General features: G+C 63.5%; 19 protein-coding genes. 13 read left to right on the top strand and 6 right to left on the bottom strand.

What is annotated here, in order from left to right:
• Nucleotides 1–6 precede the first annotated feature (6 nt).
• Entirely contained in the window at nucleotides 7–1,164 is a 1,158-nt protein-coding gene (locus ABCR88_RS01530) for a tetratricopeptide repeat protein (RefSeq protein ID WP_350404024.1), read from the bottom strand.
• A 233-nt stretch (nucleotides 1,165–1,397) separates the two neighbouring features.
• Between ABCR88_RS01530 and ABCR88_RS01525 the strand changes: the two genes are divergently transcribed.
• Nucleotides 1,398–1,751: a DUF1493 family protein gene (locus ABCR88_RS01525; RefSeq protein ID WP_325985423.1), complete on the top strand. Its 354-nt coding sequence runs from the start codon at nucleotides 1,398–1,400 to the stop codon at nucleotides 1,749–1,751.
• Nucleotides 1,752–1,791: 40 nt separating this feature from the next.
• A complete protein-coding gene (locus ABCR88_RS01520; RefSeq protein WP_325986004.1) occupies nucleotides 1,792–2,646 on the top strand; it encodes a DMT family transporter in 855 nt (284 codons plus the stop codon).
• A gap of 115 nt (nucleotides 2,647–2,761) precedes the next feature.
• Here ABCR88_RS01520 and ABCR88_RS01515 read toward each other — a convergent pair whose 3' ends face one another.
• Entirely contained in the window at nucleotides 2,762–4,306 is a 1,545-nt protein-coding gene (locus ABCR88_RS01515) for a phosphoenolpyruvate carboxykinase (protein ID WP_350404022.1), read from the bottom strand.
• Between the two features lie 179 nt (nucleotides 4,307–4,485).
• The gene (hslO, locus tag ABCR88_RS01510) at nucleotides 4,486–5,388 is read right to left on the bottom strand and encodes an Hsp33 family molecular chaperone HslO (RefSeq protein ID WP_011058661.1); all 903 of its coding nucleotides are present in this window, start codon (nucleotides 5,386–5,388) and stop codon (nucleotides 4,486–4,488) included.
• 98 nt (nucleotides 5,389–5,486) lie between these two features.
• On the opposite strand from hslO, the gene ABCR88_RS01505 reads away from it, so the two are divergent.
• A complete protein-coding gene (locus ABCR88_RS01505; protein WP_011058660.1) occupies nucleotides 5,487–6,299 on the top strand; it encodes a phosphatase PAP2 family protein in 813 nt (270 codons plus the stop codon).
• Between the two features lie 38 nt (nucleotides 6,300–6,337).
• On the opposite strand, the gene ABCR88_RS01500 is transcribed toward ABCR88_RS01505, so the two are convergent.
• On the bottom strand, nucleotides 6,338–6,742 hold the full coding sequence (locus ABCR88_RS01500) for a S4 domain-containing protein (protein ID WP_041115208.1): 405 nt from the start codon (nucleotides 6,740–6,742) through the stop codon (nucleotides 6,338–6,340).
• 115 nt (nucleotides 6,743–6,857) lie between these two features.
• On the opposite strand from ABCR88_RS01500, the gene ABCR88_RS01495 reads away from it, so the two are divergent.
• Genes ABCR88_RS01495 through rimK form a run of 3 tightly spaced genes read left to right on the top strand, consistent with a single transcriptional unit; the run spans nucleotide 6,858 to nucleotide 9,038 of the window.
• The gene (locus ABCR88_RS01495; RefSeq protein WP_041115206.1) at nucleotides 6,858–7,637 is read left to right on the top strand and encodes an EAL domain-containing protein; all 780 of its coding nucleotides are present in this window, start codon (nucleotides 6,858–6,860) and stop codon (nucleotides 7,635–7,637) included.
• A 16-nt stretch (nucleotides 7,638–7,653) separates the two neighbouring features.
• The gene (locus ABCR88_RS01490) at nucleotides 7,654–8,136 is read left to right on the top strand and encodes an ATP-dependent zinc protease (RefSeq protein WP_007931742.1); all 483 of its coding nucleotides are present in this window, start codon (nucleotides 7,654–7,656) and stop codon (nucleotides 8,134–8,136) included.
• Complete coding sequence (gene rimK / locus ABCR88_RS01485; protein ID WP_007931744.1) at nucleotides 8,133–9,038, top strand: 30S ribosomal protein S6--L-glutamate ligase; 906 nt, start codon at nucleotides 8,133–8,135, stop codon at nucleotides 9,036–9,038. Before ABCR88_RS01490 ends, rimK begins: the two co-directional genes overlap by 4 nt.
• 75 nt (nucleotides 9,039–9,113) lie before the next feature.
• Here rimK and ABCR88_RS01480 read toward each other — a convergent pair whose 3' ends face one another.
• Entirely contained in the window at nucleotides 9,114–10,427 is a 1,314-nt protein-coding gene (locus tag ABCR88_RS01480) for an ATP-binding protein (RefSeq protein WP_011058657.1), read from the bottom strand.
• A gap of 105 nt (nucleotides 10,428–10,532) precedes the next feature.
• Complete coding sequence (gene ompR, locus ABCR88_RS01475; protein WP_011058656.1) at nucleotides 10,533–11,273, bottom strand: two-component system response regulator OmpR; 741 nt, start codon at nucleotides 11,271–11,273, stop codon at nucleotides 10,533–10,535.
• Between the two features lie 359 nt (nucleotides 11,274–11,632).
• Here ompR and ABCR88_RS01470 point away from each other — a divergent pair, with 359 nt between their 5' ends.
• The 7 genes from ABCR88_RS01470 to tauD all read left to right on the top strand — a co-directional run bounded on the left by ABCR88_RS01470 (nucleotide 11,633) and on the right by tauD (nucleotide 20,048).
• Nucleotides 11,633–13,957, top strand: coding sequence for a Tex family protein (locus tag ABCR88_RS01470; protein WP_041115200.1), 2,325 nt, complete (start codon nucleotides 11,633–11,635; stop codon nucleotides 13,955–13,957).
• The gene (locus ABCR88_RS01465; RefSeq protein ID WP_011058654.1) at nucleotides 13,957–14,340 is read left to right on the top strand and encodes a PaaI family thioesterase; all 384 of its coding nucleotides are present in this window, start codon (nucleotides 13,957–13,959) and stop codon (nucleotides 14,338–14,340) included. The genes ABCR88_RS01470 and ABCR88_RS01465 overlap by 1 nt, the downstream gene beginning before the upstream one ends.
• A 215-nt stretch (nucleotides 14,341–14,555) precedes the next feature.
• Complete coding sequence (gene gshA, locus ABCR88_RS01460; protein WP_026020196.1) at nucleotides 14,556–16,139, top strand: glutamate--cysteine ligase; 1,584 nt, start codon at nucleotides 14,556–14,558, stop codon at nucleotides 16,137–16,139.
• Nucleotides 16,140–16,312: 173 nt separating this feature from the next.
• Complete coding sequence (gene tauA / locus ABCR88_RS01455; RefSeq protein WP_011058652.1) at nucleotides 16,313–17,290, top strand: taurine ABC transporter substrate-binding protein; 978 nt, start codon at nucleotides 16,313–16,315, stop codon at nucleotides 17,288–17,290.
• Between the two features lie 27 nt (nucleotides 17,291–17,317).
• Nucleotides 17,318–18,112, top strand: a complete 795-nt coding sequence (gene tauB, locus ABCR88_RS01450; protein WP_350404019.1) for a taurine ABC transporter ATP-binding subunit — start codon at nucleotides 17,318–17,320, stop codon at nucleotides 18,110–18,112.
• Entirely contained in the window at nucleotides 18,109–18,948 is an 840-nt protein-coding gene (gene tauC, locus ABCR88_RS01445; protein ID WP_041115196.1) for a taurine ABC transporter permease TauC, read from the top strand. Before tauB ends, tauC begins: the two co-directional genes overlap by 4 nt.
• Nucleotides 18,949–19,208: 260 nt before the next feature.
• Nucleotides 19,209–20,048 (top strand): taurine dioxygenase, encoded by an 840-nt coding sequence (gene tauD / locus ABCR88_RS01440; protein WP_350404017.1) that lies wholly within the window; start codon nucleotides 19,209–19,211, stop codon nucleotides 20,046–20,048.
• Nucleotides 20,049–20,099: the final 51 nt, after the last annotated feature.

Genomic DNA, 20,099 nt, shown 5'->3' with positions numbered 1-20,099 from the left:
GTGTGATCAGCGGTTCTGCAACCGCTCTATCGCCTTGTCGTACACCGGGTTGGCCTTCTGCTCCCGGGCCTTGCGGTAGTGCTCCAGCGCCGTGACCAATTGCCCGGCGTCTTCGTAGATGCGCCCCATGTCGTAGTAGGCGCTGGCGCGTATGGTGGGCGCCGATGGGCCACTGGCCAGGGCGATTGCCTGGCGATCGGCGGCCACGGCCTCATCGGGGCGGCTGTTCTTGCGGTTGGACAGGGCCAGGTTGCTGTAGGCCTGGGCAAAGCCTGGGTCCAGCTCGATGGCTTCGCGATAGTAGATACCCGCACTGCCGAAGTCGCCCTTGCGGTAGGAAGCCTCGCCTTTCTGGTTGAGGCTCTTGGCATCCACCGGCCCCTCGTCCCTGGCCAACACTGCATCAATGGGCTTGCCATTGGCCAGTAGCAGCGGGTCGAGGTCGCTCATCCGCGACTCCACTTCCTCGTTACCTTGCAGCACCCGATCGATGTCCTGCAGTTGGCCATTGGCCGTCAGGCGAAACACTACCCAGAGGTTGCCCTGGCGGTTCTGTGGCACCCGGTAGCTGCGCATCAGCGTCGGGCCCTTATAGACAAAGACCTGCGCCTGGCTGCGGCCCAGGCGCAAGGATTCGGGATTATTACCGTTGGTAAAGTCGTGCACGGCATACACGTAGGCATCGCCCGGCACAGGCTGTTCGATGGTGAGGGTCTCCGGCCCGCGGCTGTCGGTGCTATCCACATTCATCCGCGCCCCCGGCCCGGTGCCGGTGGCGTAATACAGCAACCGGTGGGGATAGCTCAAATGCGCATCCAGGTCTTCCCCCGGTGCACTCCAGCTCAGCACCACGCGCAGGCTTTGCGGATCCTTGAGCACCGGGCTCATGGCGTAGCTCAGCCCCTGGCACGGGCACTTGGCCCGCAGGTCGGCATAACCGAGCTTGCGGATCAGCAGTTCACTGCCCGGCGAATCGGCGGCCTCCAGCGTCACTCGCCCCTGGGCATCGGTCCGCCCGGAAGCCTGCCCCAACTGCACTTCAGCATCGGCCAGCACCGCGTCCTTGACCACCGCATCCAGCACCTGGAGCGACAACGACTGAGCCTGCACCGGACTCATCAGCATCCCTAGCCACAACAACGCCGCCAGGCGGAAAAAAGCCATAACAAAATCCCTGTTGATAACGATGGCCGGACCTCTGTCCCGCCCCACCCATCAGCGGCGAACCATACACAGTTTTGCCCGCCAATGCTCGGCCTGGCGCCGTAAATACAGCGCAAAACGACAGTCTTGCCTACCCGGAGCAACGCCCCCCGCCCCGACCTCCAAGCACTTGCAAGCCAAACCCCAACTCGCCTTACACTGCAGCCCCTGGAAACCGCAAGTGAACCCCGACCATGCAACTGGCCCCCGGCTTTCCCGACGACGTCATCATGCGCCAGCTCATGCAACTGCTGCATGAGGAAATAGGCCTGCCCGAGCGCAAGACTCTTCGCCTGAACACCGCGATCAATCTCGACCTGGGTTGCGACGGCGCCGACGCCCGGCATTTACTCAACGCTCTGGAAGAACAGTTCGATATCGATTTTGTCGATTTCGACAGCTATCGCTACTTCCAGCCCGAAGGCTACGATGTGTCCTTCAAACGCCGCGCCAAGGGTCGGGGAGACAAGCTTCCGCTGACCATCGGTATGCTGTACCGGGCGCTCAAGGAGCAACGCTGGGACACTCAGGAGCTGGAAGGCCTCTAAGGTTCACGGCAGTACATAAGGAAATGCCGTGGACGTACTGATGGGCTTGCTCGCCGCCCTGCTCTGGGGCGGCACCGATTTTCTCGTGGGGCTCAACGTGCGCGCCGTGGGCGTGAAACGTGCGGTGTTCTTCAGCCAGAGTCTGGGGCTCACCCTGATGAGCCTGCTGCTGGTGATCTTTCCCGCCTTCCTGCTCAAGGCCATGGCCGCGCCCCTGGAGGTCTGGCTGATGGGCGTGGTCGCCGCGGCCTTCACCGTCTCCGGCGCCCTGGCCCTGGGCAAGGCCTTCGCCCTGGGCAAAGCCTCCATCGTCGCCCCGTTGGTGACCTCCTACGGTGTGGTCACCACCTTGCTGTCCTGGGCCAGTGGCGAGCAGATCAGCCTGCTGCAGCTCATGTGCATCCTGTTGTGCGTGATCGGCGTGATCCTCTCCAGCCTGCACTCGGACTCCAAGCTGCCCCACAGCACCTCCGCCAGCCGCTCGATCTTCTTCGCCCTGCTCTCGGCCTTCCTCTATGGCACCAGCTTCTGGCTGCAGGGCCGCTACACCCTGCCGCAACTGGGGCCGATCAGCATGCTCTGGCTGGGTTACGCGGTGGGCAGCGGCGTAATGCTGCTGATGGTGCTGAAAGTCGCGGACGGGCTGAAGATTCCGCCACTGAAAAACTGCGGCCTGCTGGCCTCCACCAGCCTGATGAACCTGGGCGCCTTCTTCGCCTTTTCCTGGGGCGCCATGAGCGGCTCGGTGTCGGTGGTGACGGTGATCAGTACGCTGTCCGGCGGCATCGCCGCGGTGCTGGGCTATGTGTTCTTCAAGGAGCGGCTGACGGCGGTGCAAGTGACGGGTGTGGTGCTGGTGTTGCTGGGGGCGCTGGTGTTGCACTTGAAGACGTGAGGGTGTCTGGCTGGCCCAGAGGATGCCGCGCATCCCATCGCAGCCTGCGCCTGCGGCTACAGCGGCGCACAAAAAAGCCGCCCCGAAGGGCGGCTTTTTCATTGCAGGTCGAGGCTTACAGCTTTGGACCGGCGGCCTTGATCACGTCGCTCACGTCGAACTTCTTGAAGTTCTCGATGAACAGGCCGGCCAGGGCCTTGGCGGCTTCGTCGTAGGCGGCTTTGTCCGCCCAGGTGTTGCGTGGGTTGAGCAGGCCGGTTTCGACGCCCGGTACGGCTTTTGGCACGTCCAGGTTGACGATGTCCAGGTGCTCGGTCTCGGCACCGATCAGCGCGCCGCTCTGGATCGCTGCAATCACGCCACGGGTGGTGGGGATGTTGAAGCGTTTGCCCACGCCGTAGCCACCGCCGGTCCAGCCGGTGTTGACCAGGTAGACCTTGGAGCCGAAACCGCGGATGCGCTTGATCAGCAGCTCGGCGTATTCGCCCGCCGGACGCGGGAAGAACGGTGCGCCGAAGCAGGTGGAGAAGGTCGACTTGATGCCCGAGCCCGAACCCATTTCAGTCGAGCCCACCAGAGCGGTGTAGCCGGACAGGAAGTGGTAGGCGGCTTGTTCTTCGCTGAGGATCGAGACGGGCGGCAGTACGCCGGTCAGGTCGCAGGTCAGGAAGATCACGGCGTTAGGCTCGCCACCGAGGTTCTTCGGCGCGCGTTTTTCGATCAGCTCGCGCGGGTAGGCGGCGCGGCTGTTCTGGGTCAGGCTGTCGTCGGCGTAGTCGGCTTTCTTGGTGACCGGGTCGATCACCACGTTTTCCAGAACGGCACCGTGCTGGATGGCTTTCCAGATCACCGGCTCGTTCTTTTCCGACAAGTCGATGCACTTGGCATAGCAACCGCCTTCGATGTTGAACACCACGCCCACGCCCCAACCGTGTTCGTCGTCACCGATCAGGTAACGGCTTTCATCGGCGGACAAGGTGGTCTTGCCGGTGCCCGACAGACCGAAGAACAGGGTCACGTCGCCTTCTTCGCCCATGTTGGCGGCGCAGTGCATCGGCAGTACGTCGGCAGCCGGCAGCAGGAAGTTCTGCACGGAGAACAGGGCTTTCTTCATTTCACCGGCGTAGCGCATGCCGGCGATCAGCACTTTCTTGGCCGCGAAGTTGAGGATCACGGTGCCATCGGAGTTGGTGCCGTCGCGCTCTGGCTCGCAGACGAAGTTCGGCGCGTTGAGGATCTGCCACTCATCCTTGCCACCGGCGTTGTACTGCTCGGGGTTGATGAACAGGCAGCGGCCGAACAGGTTGTGCCAGGCGGTCTCGGTGGTCATTTTCACCGGCAGGTAGTGCGCCGGATCGGAACCTACATGCACATGGGAAACAAAACGCTCGCGCTCGCCCAGGTAGGCTTCAACGCGGTCCCACAGGGCGTCGAACTTGGCCGCCGGGAACTTGCGGTTGATCGGGCCCCAGGCGATAGCGTCCTGGGTGCTGGGCTCTTCTACGATGAAACGATCCACTGGCGAACGGCCGGTACGATGACCGGTGCGAACCACCAGAGCGCCGGTATCGGCAAGCTCGCCCTCACCGCGGTTCAGGGCTTCTTTGACCAGATCATCCACACTCAGATCGGTGTACACGGCGTTATTGGCTTGCGTCATGAGGTTCCCCGTCGGCCATTGGCCGAGTGCTCCAAACGTTTTGTAGTAGAAACTCGCGCACTACTACCGCGAAAAAAGTGCGCCGGATTATGCCAGAAAAGCCCCAAAATAGTAGGGCCCTCCCGTCAGCACGGCGTAATTCCGGCGTTTGCCAGGTGATTTACCTGCGCTGAATCGTTTTAGTGACGAGTATCTGACGGCGTATCCACGCCCGCCCCCGCGAACAATTGCGCGATATCAGCGGCATCGAACAGGTAGCGTTCGTTGCAGAACTGGCAATCGATCTCGATGCTGCCGCCATGTTCGACCACCAGTTGCTGGGCATCTTCCAGACCCAGGCTGACCAGCGCATTGCCCGAGCGTTCCCGCGAGCAACTGCAGCGAAAACGCAGCGGCTGCACGTCGAACAGGCGCACGGCTTCTTCGTGGTACAGGCGGTGGAGCACGGTTTCGTTGTCCAGGCTCAGCAGCTCATCGGCGGTCAGGGTGCTGGCCAGAGCAGTGAGGTGCTGCCAGCTGGCGTCACGCTCTTCCTGATCACGCAGGCGGTCGGCGGGCAGTTGTTGCAGGAGCAGGCCACGGGCGCTGCGGCCGTCGGCATAGAGCCAGAAACGGGTGCCGGTCTGTTGCGACATGACGAAGTAGTTGGTGAAGCATTCCGCCAGGTTGGTGCCGTCCAGGTCGACGATGCCCTGGTAGCGCTGGCCATTGGTCGGGTCCACGGTCAGGGCCAGGACGCCGTTGGGCATCAGGTCGGCGAGGGTGGCATCAGGGGCGATCTGCTCCGCGTCGTAACGGGCCAGGCCACGGATCTCGCGCTCGCTGGAGCACTCGATCATCAGCAGCGGCACCGGGCCTTCGGAACGGGCCTGGAGAATCAGCAAGCCATCGAATTTCAGGGTGCCGACCAGCAACGATGCCGCCGCCATCAGTTCGCCAAGCAGCTGTGCAACCGGCTCGGGATAGGGGTGTTTGGCGAGGACTTCCGCGTAACTGCGCTCCAGCGCCACCAGCTCGCCGCGGGTGTCGCTCTCATCGAAGATGAAGCGTTGAGTGAAGTCGGTATCCGGCAAATCAGTCATAGGTCTGGGTATCTGAATGATGACAAAAAGGTGACAAGCACCGAAAATTGCGGCTTTGCACCATGAGGGTGCAGTTTTGCGGTGATTGGAGATATTTTATGAACAATCCGGGTTTGTTCCAAGCAAGGTGGAACCTCGGCAAGCTGGTTCTGTGCAATTTACTCCCTTTGGCCCTGCTGGGTTTCTGGTTGTGGCCCACCGGGCAGGCGCTCTGCACGGTCTTCGACGAATGGCTGTTCCACCACCTCAACGCCCCTCTGGCAAGCAACTCGACCTGGCTGCATATCTGGGCAGTGGCCAGCCTGCGGCCGTTCGATATCGTGGTGGGGCTGATCATGCTCGGCCTGCTGATTCGCGGTGACTGGGTGTTCAAGGCGGTGGACGTGCGCCGTGCCTTCTTCGGCTTTCTATCGATCCTGATTCTGATGGTGGTGATTCGCGCGCTGTTTTCCAAGCTGGTAGCCGTCATGAACTGGCAGCACAACAGCCCGTCCATGGTGCTGGAAGGCGCCGTGCACATGAGCGACTACTTCCCGGGCTGGGAAAAGACCTGGGAACTCAAGGACCGCTCCAGCCAGAGCTTCCCGGGCGACCACGCTTCGGTGCTGCTGATCTGGGGCCTGTTCATGGGGATCTTCAGCCGCAGCATCGGCCAGTTCCTGATCGTCTGGGGCCTGACCCTGCTGTTCATGATGCCGCGCCTGGTGGCAGGCGCCCACTGGGGCCAGGACGACTACATCGGCGGTGTGCTGCTGGCGGTGCTGGCCCTGGGCTGGGGCTACTACACCCCGTACGCGGCGCGGATGTCGAACTTCCTGCTGCGCCTGACCCACCCGCTGTTCAACCTGTTGAGCCGGATGCCCGTGCTCTCGCGCATGAGCGTGGTGCGCGCCAGCAGCCTGCTGCGCTAAGCAGCCCCGTAGGAGCCGGCTTGCCGGCTCCTACGGTTTCATTCGTGGTTGCTGCCGTGGAACTTGAACAGGTCCCGGCGCTGTTTCTTGCTCGGTTTACCGTCGGTGCTCACTCCTAGGGCACCAGCCTTGCGCTGGGCCGCAGCGGCTTCGCGCTTGGCGATGCTGGCCTCGGTTTCCGCGTACAGAGCCTGTGCTTCAGGAGCGCCACGGCGGACGATGGACAGGGCCTGGACCACCACGGTGCGTTCGTCGAAACCGGTACGGATCTGGTACTCGTCCCCTACCCGTGGCTCCTTGCCCGGTTTGCAGCGCTCGCCCCGGTGATGCACCTTGCCGCTTTCAATCGCTGTCTTGGCCAGGGCCCGGGTCTTGTAGAAGCGCGCCGCCCACAGCCATTTATCCAGACGAACCTTGTCCTCTTCTTCCTGCTTGTGCGCCACTGGAATTCCCCTCGCTGAAAAATGTCGCAACTTTACCGCCTGCAAGCGGGCTCTCATAAACCCTGCCGCTCACCTAAAATAACCCAGGTTGCGCCCTGATACGCGAGGAGTCCCCGTGACTGACTTCCCCACTTCCCTGACCTCGCCCGGCAACCGTTGCGAAGGTTGCCAGCAAAGCCAGCCACTGGGCTTCGATTTTTCCTTCGCCTACCAGCCCATAGTCGATCTGCGGGACCACTCGGTCTTCGCCCACGAAGCCCTGGTGCGCGGGGTCAATGGCGAAGGCGCGGGAACGGTGCTGGGCCAGGTCAATGACAGCAATCGCTACCGTTTCGACCAGCGCTGCCGGACCCAGGCAATCGCCCTCGCCGCCCAGTTGGGTATGCAAAGCCACCTGTCGATCAACTTCATGCCCAACGCCGTGTACCGGCCGGAACTGTGCATCCGCAGCACCCTGGAGGCGGCCCGGGCCCAGCGTTTTCCCCTGGACCGGCTGATTTTCGAAACCCTGGAAAGCCAGCACGTAGATAACTATCGCCATTTGACCAATATTCTGCGTGAATACCGCGAATTCGGCTTCAAGACCGCCATCGACGACTTCGGCTCGGGGTACTCGGGGCTGAACCTGCTGGCGGATTTCCAACCCGACCTGATCAAGCTCGACATGGCGCTGGTGCGCGATGTGGACCAGGATCGCGTACGCCAGGCGATCATCCGCGCGATTGTCACAATGTGTGCGGAGTTGGGGGTTACAGTCATCGCCGAAGGTATTGAAAGCGCCGGTGAACGGGACTTTCTCAGCGACTGTGGAATTTATCTGATGCAGGGCTACTGGTTCGCCAAGCCTGCATTCAAAGCCCTGGCCGAGGTTCCGGCCGCGGCCTGGAACAGCTAATTGCGGATTTTCCTTATTGAAGACTTTTGACCATTTGACCGTTGTCGGTCTGCGCGAGTGGGTGGCGCTCCCGGATCTGGGCGTGGCCGGCCTGCGCGCCAAGATCGACACCGGGGCCAGCACCTCCAGCCTGCATGCCACCGAGATCGAGCCTTTCGAGCGCGACGGTGAGCAGTGGGTGCGCTTCAATGCCCACCTGGGCAGTGTGGTGCAGTTGCGTCACCGGCGTTGCGAAGCGCCGCTGGTGGCGATGAAAACCATTAAAAGCTCCAATGGCCAGGCCCAGGTGCGCTACGTGATCAGCACCACCCTGGCCCTGGGCGATCGGGTGTGGCGGGTGGAGTTCACCCTCGCCTGCCGCAAGGCCATGCGCTATCGCCTGCTGCTGGGTTCCAAGGCTCTGATCGACGGCCAACTGGTGGTCAATCCGGGCATCAAGTACGTACAAGACAAACCGGTGTTCCCGGTATCCACTACCTCTGCCACAGGTGTTGCATGAAGATCGCTGTGCTGTCGCGTAACCCGCGTCTGTATTCCACTCGTCGTCTGGTCGAGGCCGGCACCGAGCGTGGCCATGAAATGGTAGTGGTCGATACCCTGCGCGCCTACATGAACATCGCCAGTCACAAGCCGCAGATCCACTACCGCGGCAAGCCCCTGGAAGGCTTCGATGCGGTGATCCCGCGGATCGGTGCCTCGGTGACCTTCTATGGCTGCGCGGTGCTGCGCCAGTTCGAAATGATGGGGGTGTTCCCCCTCAACGAATCGGTGGCCATCGCCCGCTCCCGGGACAAGCTGCGCTCGCTGCAGTTGCTGTCGCGGCGTGGTATCGGCCTGCCGGTGACCGGCTTCGCCCATTCCCCGGACGACATTCCCGACCTGATCGAGATGGTCAACGGCGCGCCATTGGTGATCAAGGTGCTGGAAGGCACCCAGGGCATCGGCGTGGTGCTGTGTGAAACCGCCACGGCGGCGGAATCGGTGATCGAGGCCTTCATGGGCCTGAAGCAGAACATCATGGTCCAGGAGTACATCAAGGAGGCCGGCGGCGCCGACATTCGCTGCTTCGTGGTGGGGGACAAGGTGATCGCGGCAATGAAACGCCAGGCCAAGCCGGGGGAGTTTCGCTCCAACCTGCATCGCGGCGGCAGCGCCAGCCTGATCAAGATCACTCCCGAAGAACGCATGACTGCGTTGCGGGCGGCCAAGGTCATGGGCCTGAGCGTGGCAGGGGTGGATATCCTGCGTTCCAATCACGGGCCGCTGGTGATGGAAGTCAATTCCTCGCCGGGCCTGGAAGGCATCGAGACCACCACCGGCAAGAACGTGGCGGGAATCATCATCGAGCACATCGAGAAGAACGGCGGGCCGAACATGACCCGGACCAAGGGCAAGGGCTAGGGATCGCGTGGCCGGCCTTGCGCTGGCAAGCCAGCTCCTACGGGCTATGTGCTGCCTGCAGGAGCGAAGCCCTGATCAATCCGCATCACGGGGCAGCAGCAAGCCCAGCGGCAGGCGTACCCGCGCTTCCAGGCCACCATCGGGGCGGTTGCGCAGTTCGACATTGCCACCGTGCATGGCGGCAATCCGCTTGACGATGGCCAGCCCCAGCCCGGTGCCCTTGCCGCCCCGGGCACGGTCGCCACGGGTGAAGGGGTTGAAGATCGCTTCCAGTTCCGAAGGATCGATCCCCGCGCCACGGTCCATCACGCTGAGCACCACATAGGGCGCATTGGTGTCACCGGACACATAGGCCGCCACTTCCACTTCCGTACCCGCATGATTCAGGGCGTTACCGATCAGGTTGTTGAGCAGGCGCTTCATCGACACCCGGCGCAACGGGAACGGCTGGATCGGCTCCAGGCGCAGGTGCACCCGCTCTTCGTTCTGGTTGTAGGGCGCCGCCACTTCCTGCACCAGATCGCCCAGGTCCACCTCTTCCACCGACTCGTCGCGGCCATCGCGAATGAAGGCCAGGAACTGGTCGAGAATGGCGTCCATGTCCTCGATATCCCGCACCATGTCGTCGGTCAGGTCAGTGTGATCGCCCATCAATTCCAGGGACAGGCGCAGCCGGGTCAGCGGCGTGCGCAGGTCGTGGGACACCCCGGCCAGCATCAACTCCCGCTCTCGCCCTGCCTGTTCCACGTCCTCGGCCATCTGGTTGAACGCGCGGTAGACCTCGGTCATTTCGCTGGGCGTATCGCTGATGGGCAGGCGCACGCTGCGTCCCTGGCCCAGTTGCCGGGCGGCATACACCAGGCGCTTGAGGGGCTGGTTGAGCTGGCTGACGAAGATCCAGGCCGAGGCGGTGGACAAGAGGCCAATGGCCAGGAACCAGCCCAGCACGCTCCAGATCTTCTGCCCCCGCAGCGGGTGGGGGTACAGCGGCACCTTGAGCCAGCCGTCCCCCAGGCTCGGCGCCCGCACCCAGAGCGCCGGCGGCGCATGCATGCGCAGGCGCACTTCGGTGTCGGCGCCCAGTTCGGCCTGCATCTGCCGCTGGTAGATCTCGCTGTAGGGCCAATGCTGCTCGCCGGCCGGTACGCCGCTGCCCACCACCTTGATCAGGCCGGCAGCCTCGGCGATCTGGTCACGGTTGGATTCATCGGCGGCCCAGTAGGCGCGCAGGGTCAGGGCCACGCCGTGGCTGTACTGCCGGTCCACCAGCACGTCCTCGTTCATCAACAGATAAACCAGGGTCAATGCCTTGGAAAACAGCACCACGATCAGCACCAGCCACAGGGTGCGGGAGAAGAAACTCTGGGGGAACCACAGCGGGGTTTTCATAACAGCCACTACACACTTTGCAGGAGCGACTCGCGCTCGCACCGTTGCGGAATGCGAACGCCCGGGTCGTTACCGGCCCGGGCGTTGGCTCCTACAAATCAATGATCACTTGGTCGCGGTGCCATCCGGCACAAAGACATAACCCACGCCCCAGACGGTCTGGATGTAGCGCGGCTTGGAAGGATCGGGCTCGATCATCCGACGCAGGCGGGAGATCTGCACGTCAATGGAGCGCTCCAGGGCGTCCCATTCGCGACCACGGGCCAGGTTCATCAACTTGTCCCGGGTCAGCGGCTGGCGGGCGTTCATCACTAGCGCCTTGAGCACCGCGAATTCACCGGTGGTGAGCATGTGCACTTCATTGCCGCGCTTGAGCTCGCGGGTGGCCAGGGACAACTCGTAGTCGCCGAAGGTCACGCTTTCGTCTTCGCTGCCCGGCGCACCCGGCACCGGGGCGGACTGGCGACGCAATACGGCCTTGACCCGCGCCATCAGCTCGTCGGGGTTGAACGGCTTGGCCAGGTAATCGTCGGCGCCCAGTTCCAGGCCCTTGATGCGGCTCAGCTCGTCGCCCTTGGCGGTGAGCATGATGATCGGAATCTGGTTGTTCGCGCTGCGCAGGCGGCGGCATGCGGTCAAGCCGTCTTCGCCGGGCAGCATCAGGTCGAGTACCACCAGGTTGAACACTTCGCGACCCAGCAGGCGGTCCATTTGCTCGGTGTTCGGTACTGCGCGGGCACGGTAGCCCTTGCTGACGAAGAAACGCTCCAGCAGGCTGCTCAGCCCAGGGTCGTCGTCAACAATAAGAATTTTTTCGCCTTCAGCAGTTTGTACAGTGCTGCTCATTGGATGCTCCTCTAATCTCGGTGCGCATTATGGCGTAGCTGCCGTTATACGCACCGAGTGCATTGTTAGCAGATTTTTCCTCTATCGCCAGCAAACCCGCTGTCGGCCTGAGGCTGGCGATCACCCCGCAACGGCTAACGCTGGGTATAATGCGCCGCCTTTTGTGTTGGGCAATATCTGATCAGTACGCCTGCGGCCGGTTTATTTTTTTACCCGGGCCGGCAGTATTTTTTCGATTTCACGGGTCAACAGGCAGCCTTTTGATCCAGGTGGCGGCGCGTGCCAGGCCGCTCAACCAGACTCGCCGGGCCTTATTTTCGTGCCCGCGGGCCTGCTTTCACAATTTGTCAGGTGGTTTTATGGACAGCATCAACAGCCGCATTGCCGAGGAACTCGGCGTACGCCCACAACAGGTCGAAGCGGCCGTCGCTCTATTGGATGAAGGCTCCACCGTGCCCTTCATCGCCCGCTACCGGAAAGAAGTCACCGGCAGCCTCGATGACACCCAGCTGCGTCATCTGGAAGAGCGCCTGCGCTACCTGCGAGAACTCGACGAACGGCGGATCAGCATCCTGGCCAGCATCGAAGAGCAAGGCAAGCTGACCCCGGAGCTGGCCCGCGACATCAAGCTGGCCGACACCAAGACCCGCCTCGAAGACCTTTACCTGCCTTATAAGCAGAAGCGCCGCACCAAGGGCCAGATCGCCCTGGAAGCCGGCCTCGGCGAACTGGCCGACGGCCTGTTCAACGACCCGAACCTGGCTCCGGAAACCGAAGCCGCACGCTTCGTCGACGCCGAAAAAGGCGTGGCCGACGTCAAGGCCGCCCTGGAAGGCGCCAAGTACATCCTGATGGAGCGCTTCGCCGAAGACGCCAGCCTGCTGGAAAAGCTGCGCAATTTCCTCAAGCAGGAAGCGACCATCAGCGCCCGCGTGGTGGCTGGCAAGGAAGAGGAAGGCGCCAAGTTCCGTGACTACTTCGAACACGATGAACCACTCAAAAGCATGCCGTCGCACCGCGCCCTGGCGATTTTCCGTGGCCGCAACGAAGGCATTCTCAGCTCCGCGCTGAAAGTCGGTGACGAGCTGCCGGGCACCATGCACCCCTGCGAAGGCATGATCGGCCAGCACGTGGGCATCCAGAACCAGAACCGTGCCGCCGACAAATGGCTGGGTGAAGTGGTGCGCTGGACCTGGAAGGTCAAGCTCTACACCCACCTGGAAACCGACCTGCTGGGCGAGCTGCGCGATGGCGCGGAAACCGAGGCGATCAACGTCTTCGCCCACAACCTGCACGACCTGCTGCTGGCCGCTCCGGCCGGCCCGCGCGCCACCCTGGGCCTGGACCCGGGCCTGCGCACCGGCTGCAAGGTGGCGGTGGTGGATGCCACCGGCAAGCTGCTGGACCACGCCACCGTCTACCCCCATGTGCCGCACAACAAGTGGGACCAGACCCTGGGCATACTGGCTGCCCTGTGCGCCAAGCACTCGGTGGACCTGATCGCCATCGGCAACGGCACCGCCAGCCGGGAAACCGACAAGCTGGCGGCCGAGCTGATCAAGAAATACCCGGCCATGAAGATGACCAAGGTCATGGTCTCCGAAGCCGGTGCATCGGTGTACTCGGCCTCGGAGCTGGCGGCCAAGGAATTCCCGGACCTGGACGTATCGATCCGTGGCGCGGTGTCCATCGCCCGCCGCCTGCAGGATCCACTGGCCGAGCTGGTGAAGATCGACCCGAAATCCATCGGTGTCGGCCAGTACCAGCACGATGTCTCGCAACTGAAACTGGCCCGTGGCCTGGACGCGGTGGTGGAAGACTGCGTGAACGCCGTGGGCGTCGACGTCAACACCGCCTCCGTGGCCCTGCTGGCGCGGATCTCCGGCCTCAACGCGACCCTGGCGCAGAACATCGTCAGCCACCGCGACGAACACGGTGCCTTCAAGACCCGCGCCGCGCTGAAAAAAGTCGCCCGCCTGGGTGAAAAGACCTTCGAACAGGCCGCCGGCTTCCTGCGTGTGATGAACGGCGACAACCCGCTGGACGCTTCCGCAGTGCACCCGGAAGCCTACCCGCTGGTACAACGCATCGCCGCCGACACCGGCCGCGACATCCGCTCGCTGATCGGCGACAGCGGCTTCCTCAAGCGCCTGGACCCGAAAAAGTTCACCGACGAAACCTTCGGCCTGCCCACCGTCACCGACATCCTCCAGGAACTGGACAAGCCCGGCCGCGACCCGCGCCCCGAGTTCAAGACCGCCGAGTTCCAGGACGGTGTCGAAGACCTCAAGGACCTGCAACTGGGGATGATCCTCGAAGGCGTGGTGACCAACGTCACCAATTTCGGGGCCTTCGTCGACATCGGCGTGCACCAGGACGGCCTGGTGCACATTTCGGCGCTGTCGGAGAAGTTCATCAAGGACCCACGCGAAGCGGTGAAGGCCGGTGACGTGGTGAAAGTGAAGGTCATGGAAGTCGATATCCCGCGCAAACGCGTCGGCCTGTCGATGCGCATGGGCGACACCCCGGGCGAGAAGATCGACGGTGCCCGTGGCTCCCGCCCCGGCTCGGCGCCACGCTCCTCCCAGGGCAATGCACCGCGCAAGGAGAGCGCCGCGCCCGCCCCGAGCAACAACGCCATGGCCTCGCTGTTCGCCAACGCCAAGCAGTTGAAGAAACGCTGATGCAGATCCCTGCCGGCCTGACCGAAAGCGCCTTCAGCCAATTGCTCGGCTGCCGTCTGCAACGCCTGGAAACCGGCGAAGCGGACGTCGCCCTGGAGCTGACCCCGCAACTGCGCAATCGCGGGCAGAAGCTGCACGGCGGGGCGATCTTCAGCCTGGTGGACATTGCCATGGGGCTGGCCTGTTCCAGCACCCACGGCTTTGACCAGCAGAGCGCCACCATCGAGTGCAAGATCAACTACATCCGCGCCGTGGCCGAGGGTGAAGTGCTGTGCCGGGCCAAGGTGATCCACCCCGGCCGCCGCACCCTGGTGGTGGAAGCGGACGTGATCCAGGGCGACAAACTGGTCGCAAAAGCACAAGGCACCTTCGCCGTCCTATAGCTCCCTGTCATGAATTTGGGTTAATTTCGGCGCTGCGAAAGCGGCGTCGGAGTTTTCTGCCCGCGCTAAAGCCAGATTCAGGGATGAAGGATTGGCGTTTTCAGGCGAGTCGGCTTGACTCAAAAACCAGGCGAAAACGCCAGTTTTAACTTCACCCTTGTAGACCGTCCTGCCCACCCCCATATTGGGGCGACTGACGCGTGAAGGAATCCAACTTGAGCGAACTTCTCAACCGCCGCCTGGCTCTGCTCGGCGAGCGCGCTAACCTCTCTCTGCTCGAGCAGTGCCTGCACGGTATCGAACGTGAATGCCTGCGTGTCACCGGCGAAGGCCGCCTGGCACAGACCCCGCACCCGGAAGAACTGGGTTCCGCGCTGACCAACGAACAGATCACCACGGACTACTCCGAGTCGCTGCTGGAGTTCATCACCCCGGCCCTCAAGGACCCGGCGGACACCCTGGCCAGCCTCGACAAGATTCATCGCTTCGCCTACAGCAAGCTCGGCAACGAGTACCTGTGGAGTCCATCGATGCCGTGCCCGTTGCCGGCCGAGGAAGATATCCCCATCGCCTACTACGGCACCTCCAACATCGGTCAGCTCAAGTACGTGTACCGCAAGGGCCTGGCCCTGCGCTACGGCAAGACCATGCAGTGCATTGCCGGGATCCACTACAACTTTTCCCTGCCGGAACAGCTATGGCCGCTGCTCAAGCAGGCCGAGGGCTTTGTCGGCACCGACCGTGACTACCAGTCCTCGGCCTATATCGCGCTGATCCGCAATTTCCGTCGCTACAGCTGGCTGCTGATGTACCTGTTCGGTGCCTCGCCGGCCCTGGACGCGGGCTTCCTGCGCGGCCGCTCGCACCAGCTGGAGCAGTTGGACGCCGAGACCCTGTACCTGCCCTACGCCACCAGCCTGCGCATGAGCGACCTGGGCTACCAGAGCAAGGCCCAGGCCGGCCTGACCCCTTGCTACAACGACCTGAACAGCTACACCGACAGCCTGCGCAAGGCCGTGGCCACGCCCTACGCGCCCTATGTGGAAGTCGGCACCCACAAGGATGGCGAGTGGGTGCAACTGAACACCAACATCCTGCAGATCGAAAACGAGTACTACTCCAACATCCGCCCCAAGCGCGTGACCTACACCGGCGAGCGGCCGATCCAGGCGCTGATGGCCCGGGGTATCCAGTACGTCGAAGTACGCTGCCTGGACATCAACCCGTTCCTGCCACTGGGCATCGACATCCAGGAAGCCCGCTTCCTCGACGCCTTTCTGCTGTATTGCGCACTCAACGACAGCCCGCTGTTCGAGAACAACGAGTGCGGCAATGCCACCTCAAACTTCCTCGCCGTGGTCAAGGAAGGCCGGCGCCCGGGCCTGCAGCTGCAACGCCAGGGCCAGCCGGTGGAAATGAAGGAGTGGGCCGCCCAACTGCTGGAGCAGATCGCCCCTCTGGCCGCCCTGCTCGACCAGAGCCATGGCAGCGACGTGCACAGCAAGGCCCTGGACGCCCAACTGGCCAAGGTCAAGGATTCGTCCCTGACCCCTTCGGCCCAGGTCCTGGCGGCCATGAGCGAGCACAAGGAGAGCTTCACCCAGTTCTCCCTGCGCCAGAGCCAGGCCCATGCCGAGTACTTCCGCAGCCAGGCACTGAGCAAGGAAGAGCAAGCCGCCTTCGAAGAAGCGGCGCGCAAATCCCTGGAACAGCAGACCGAGCTTGAACAGAACGAGGTGGGTGATTTCGACGTGTTCGTCGGTGCCTACCAGGCCAGCATCCTGGCCATCAGCAACTGACGCTTCGCCGGCCAGCCGGCTCCTACACCCCTCCCGTAGGAGCCGGCTTGCCGGCGAACAGCACGCTACATATTCCCCTCATAAGCTAATGCAAATAAGTTATTTATTTCTGCATTCTTAGATCATTTAGTCTCCTCCCACGCCGATCACCGGCCGCCTATGAGGAGCCTTCCATGAAACTGCATTTCCCCCTTCGCCTCCTGGCGGCCGCGTCCCTGGCCGCAGCGAGTTTCTTCGCCCAGGCGGCCGACGTCACCGTCGCCTACCAGACCACCGTCGACCCGGCCAAGGTCGCCCAAGCCGACGGCAGCTACGAAAAAGCCACCCAGGCCAAGATCAACTGGCGCAAATTCGACAACGGTGCCGACGTCATCGCCGCCATCGCTTCCGGCGATGTGCAGATCGGCTACCTGGGCTCCAGCCCGCTGACCGCCGCCATCACCCGCAAGGTGCCGGTGCAGACCTTCCTCATCGCCACCCAGATCGGCGCCGCCGAAGCCCTGGTGGCCCGGGACGGTTCCGGGATCAACAGCCCTCAGGATCTGGTCGGCAAGAAAGTCGCCGTGCCCTTCGTTTCCACCGGCCACTACAGCCTGCTGGCCGCCCTGAAGCACTGGAACATCGACCCTTCGAAAGTACAGATCCTCAACCTCGCGCCACCGGCGATCATCGCCGCCTGGAAACGCGGCGATATCGACGCCACCTACGTCTGGGACCCGGCCCTGGGCGTGGCCAAGGAAAACGGCAAGGTGCTGATCACCTCCGGCGAGCTGGCCAAGTTCGGCGCGCCGACCTTCGACGCCTGGATCGTGCGCAAGGATTTCGCCGAGAAGCACCCGGAAATCGTCACGGCCTTTGCCAAGGTGACCCTGGATGCCTACGCCCAGTACCGCAAGGACCCGCAAGCCTGGCTGGCCAACCAGGGCAACGTCGACAAGCTGGTGAAGCTCTCCGGGGCCAAGGCCAGCGATATCCCGCTGCTGCTGCAAGGCAACGTCTACCCACTGGCCGCCGATCAGGTGGTCAGCCTCGGCGCCCCGACCACCAAGGCCATCACCGACACCGCCGCGTTCCTCAAGGAGCAGGGCAAGGTCGAGGCAGTGCTGCCGGACTACGCCCCCTACGTCAGCGCCAAGTTCATCCCTGAATAACCCGCGTCAGGACAGGAGATAGCCGTCATGGCCTTGCTACAACTGGAGCGCATCAGCGCACAGTACCCCGGCGCCGCCGAACCGGTGCTGGCGGATATTTCCCTGACCCTGGGGCCACAGCAACTGCTGGTCGCCCTGGGCCCTTCCGGCAGCGGCAAGACCTCGCTGCTGAACCTGATTGCCGGCTTCGTCGAACCCAGCGCCGGGCGCATCCAGCTTGATGGCGTACCGGTGCAGGGCCCCAGCGCCGAACGCGGCGTGGTGTTCCAAGACGATGCCCTGCTGCCCTGGCAGGACGTGCTGGGCAACGTCGCCGTCGGCCTGGAGCTGGCCGGCGTGGCCCGCGACAAGCGCGAAGCGCGGGCTCGGGAAATGCTTGCCCTGGTGGACCTGGCCGGCTTCGACAAGCGCCGCATCTGGCAGCTCTCCGGTGGCCAGAAGCAGCGAGTGGGCCTGGCCCGCGCCCTGGCGGCCGACCCGCGGGTGCTGCTGATGGACGAACCCTTCGGTGCCCTGGATGCCTTCACTCGCGAGCAGATGCAGGAGCTGTTGCTGCAAGTCTGGCGCCGTACCGCCAAGCCGGTATTCCTGATTACCCACGACATCGAAGAAGCGGTGTTCCTGGCCACCGAGCTGATTCTCCTGGCGCCCAACCCGGGGCAGATCGTCGAACGCCTGAACCTGGACTTCGGCCAGCGCTACGCCGCCGGCGAGTCGGCGCGGGCGATCAAGTCCGACCCGCGGTTCATCGAAACCCGCGAACACGTGCTGGCCCGGGTGTTCTCCCAGCGCAGCGCCACCCAGCAGCAGGAGCGGCCATGAGCAGCTACGAGATTCCCGCCACCGCCACCGGCGATGCCAACCCCAAAGCGCCACAAATCGCGCGCCGCAGCCTGAGCACCCGCTGGATCAGCGTGCTGACCCTGGTGGTCCTGCTGGCCTTGTGGTGGGCCGTCACCGCCACCGGCCTGATCGAGCCGCTGTTCCTGCCGCCCCCTTCTGCGGTGCTGCAAAAGGGCTGGTTGCTGGCCACCAGCGGCTACATGGATTCCACCCTATGGCAGCACCTGGCGGCGAGCCTGCAACGCATCGGCCTGGCCCTGGGCTTTGCCGTGCTGACGGCGATTCCGGTGGGCATCGCCATCGGCGCCAACCGCATCGCCCGTGGCGTGCTCGACCCGCTGATCGAGTTCTACCGGCCGATTCCGCCCCTGGCCTACCTGCCGCTGATCGTCATCTGGTGCGGGATTGGCGAGCTGTCCAAGGTGCTGCTGATCTACCTTGCGATCTTCGCCCCGATCGCCATCGCCACCGCTACCGGCGTGCGCACCGTGGACCCGGCGAAGCTGCGCGCCGCCCAGTCCCTGGGGGCTACCCGGGCCCAGCTGATTCGCCATGTGATCCTGCCCAGCGCCTTGCCGGACATCCTCACCGGCGTGCGCATCGGCCTGGGCGTGGGCTGGTCGACCCTGGTGGCGGCAGAGCTGATTGCCGCCACCAGCGGCCTGGGTTTCATGGTGCAGTCCGCCGCGCAATTCCTGGTCACCGATGTGGTGGTGCTGGGGATCCTGGTGATTGCCCTGATCGCCTTCGCCATGGAAATGGGCCTGCGCGCCCTGCAGCGCAAGCTGGTGCCCTGGCATGGCCAGAGCCACTGACTGGCGCCTGCCTTGCGTCGATTGCCCCGGTTGTCTGTAGCCGCTGCAGCCCCCGAGAGGCTGCGACCGAGCGCACAGCGCTCGCAGCGATCGGCCAGGACGACCGCGCTGCAAGGGTTTGCGTTTGCTGCGCAGACGTTCGCAGCCTCGCCAAGGCTCGGCAGCGGCTACAAGAACCGTGCATGCCAGCGATTTTAAGATTGATGCAGATAAACCGAATCCGACCACGCCGACGTCCGGCGCCGTACAAGAGAACGATCATGAGCCTGACCATCACTCCTCTAAGCTCCGCCCTCGGCGCCCAGATCGGCGGCATCGATATCAGCCAGCCCTTGAGCATCGAACATCGTGACGCCATCGAGCAGGCGCTGCTCAAGCACCAGGTACTGTTCTTTCGCAACCAGCCGGTCACCCCGCAGCAGCAGGCGCGTTTCGCCGCCTGCTTCGGCGACCTGCACATCCACCCGATCTACCCCAATGTGCCGGAGCAGCCGGAGGTATTGATCCTCGATACCGCCGAGACCGACGTGCGCGACAACGCCATCTGGCACACCGACGTAACCTTTCTGCCGACCCCGGCCCTGGGCGCGGTGCTCAGCGCCAAGCTGCTGCCGGAGTTCGGCGGCGACACCCTGTGGGCCAGCGGCATTGCCGCCTACGAAGCCTTGTCCGAGCCGATGAAGAACCTGCTCCAGGGCCTGACCGCCACCCACGAGTTCATCAAGTCCTTCCCTCTGGAGCGCTTCGGCAACACCCCCGAAGACCTGGCGCGCTGGGAGGAAACCCGGCGCAAGAACCCGCCGCTGTCGCACCCGGTGATCCGCACCCATCCGGTGAGCGGACGCAAGTCGCTGTTCGTCAACGACGGATTCACCACCAAGATCAACGAACTGTCCGAGAGCGAAAGCGAAGCCATCCTCAAGCTGCTGTTCGCCCACGCCACCCGCCCGGAATTCACCATCCGCTGGCGCTGGCAGGAAAACGACGTGGCGTTCTGGGACAACCGCGTGACCCAGCACTATGCGGTGGACGACTACCGTCCACAGCGCCGAGTCATGCACCGCGCGACCATTCTGGGGGATGTGCCGTTCTTTCGCTGAAACACGGAGGATGCAGCAAGCCCCGGCCCCGCTGAACGAGCGAGGCCGGGG

It is taken from the genome of Pseudomonas sp. W17 (genome assembly GCF_040268305.1).
Taxonomy (GTDB): domain Bacteria; phylum Pseudomonadota; class Gammaproteobacteria; order Pseudomonadales; family Pseudomonadaceae; genus Aquipseudomonas; species Aquipseudomonas protegens.
This window is presented reverse-complemented; position numbering and strand designations above follow the sequence as displayed.

Excerpts from the sequence above, each read along its gene's own strand:
- ABCR88_RS01520 (WP_325986004.1), top strand. The coding sequence starts at position 1,792 with ATGGGCTTGCTCGCCGCCCTGCTCTGGGGCGGCACCGATTTTCTCGTG.
- hslO (WP_011058661.1), bottom strand. The coding sequence starts at position 5,388 with ATGACTGATTTGCCGGATACCGACTTCACTCAACGCTTCATCTTCGAT.
- ompR (WP_011058656.1), bottom strand. The coding sequence starts at position 11,273 with ATGAGCAGCACTGTACAAACTGCTGAAGGCGAAAAAATTCTTATTGTT.
- rimK (WP_007931744.1), top strand. The coding sequence starts at position 8,133 with ATGAAGATCGCTGTGCTGTCGCGTAACCCGCGTCTGTATTCCACTCGT.
- ABCR88_RS01470 (WP_041115200.1), top strand. The coding sequence starts at position 11,633 with ATGGACAGCATCAACAGCCGCATTGCCGAGGAACTCGGCGTACGCCCA.
- ABCR88_RS01505 (WP_011058660.1), top strand. The coding sequence starts at position 5,487 with ATGAACAATCCGGGTTTGTTCCAAGCAAGGTGGAACCTCGGCAAGCTG.
- tauC (WP_041115196.1), top strand. The coding sequence starts at position 18,109 with ATGAGCAGCTACGAGATTCCCGCCACCGCCACCGGCGATGCCAACCCC.
- ABCR88_RS01530 (WP_350404024.1), bottom strand. The coding sequence starts at position 1,164 with ATGGCTTTTTTCCGCCTGGCGGCGTTGTTGTGGCTAGGGATGCTGATG.
- ABCR88_RS01480 (WP_011058657.1), bottom strand. The coding sequence starts at position 10,427 with ATGAAAACCCCGCTGTGGTTCCCCCAGAGTTTCTTCTCCCGCACCCTG.
- tauD (WP_350404017.1), top strand. The coding sequence starts at position 19,209 with ATGAGCCTGACCATCACTCCTCTAAGCTCCGCCCTCGGCGCCCAGATC.
- ABCR88_RS01465 (WP_011058654.1), top strand. The coding sequence starts at position 13,957 with ATGCAGATCCCTGCCGGCCTGACCGAAAGCGCCTTCAGCCAATTGCTC.
- ABCR88_RS01525 (WP_325985423.1), top strand. The coding sequence starts at position 1,398 with ATGCAACTGGCCCCCGGCTTTCCCGACGACGTCATCATGCGCCAGCTC.
- tauA (WP_011058652.1), top strand. The coding sequence starts at position 16,313 with ATGAAACTGCATTTCCCCCTTCGCCTCCTGGCGGCCGCGTCCCTGGCC.
- tauB (WP_350404019.1), top strand. The coding sequence starts at position 17,318 with ATGGCCTTGCTACAACTGGAGCGCATCAGCGCACAGTACCCCGGCGCC.
- ABCR88_RS01515 (WP_350404022.1), bottom strand. The coding sequence starts at position 4,306 with ATGACGCAAGCCAATAACGCCGTGTACACCGATCTGAGTGTGGATGAT.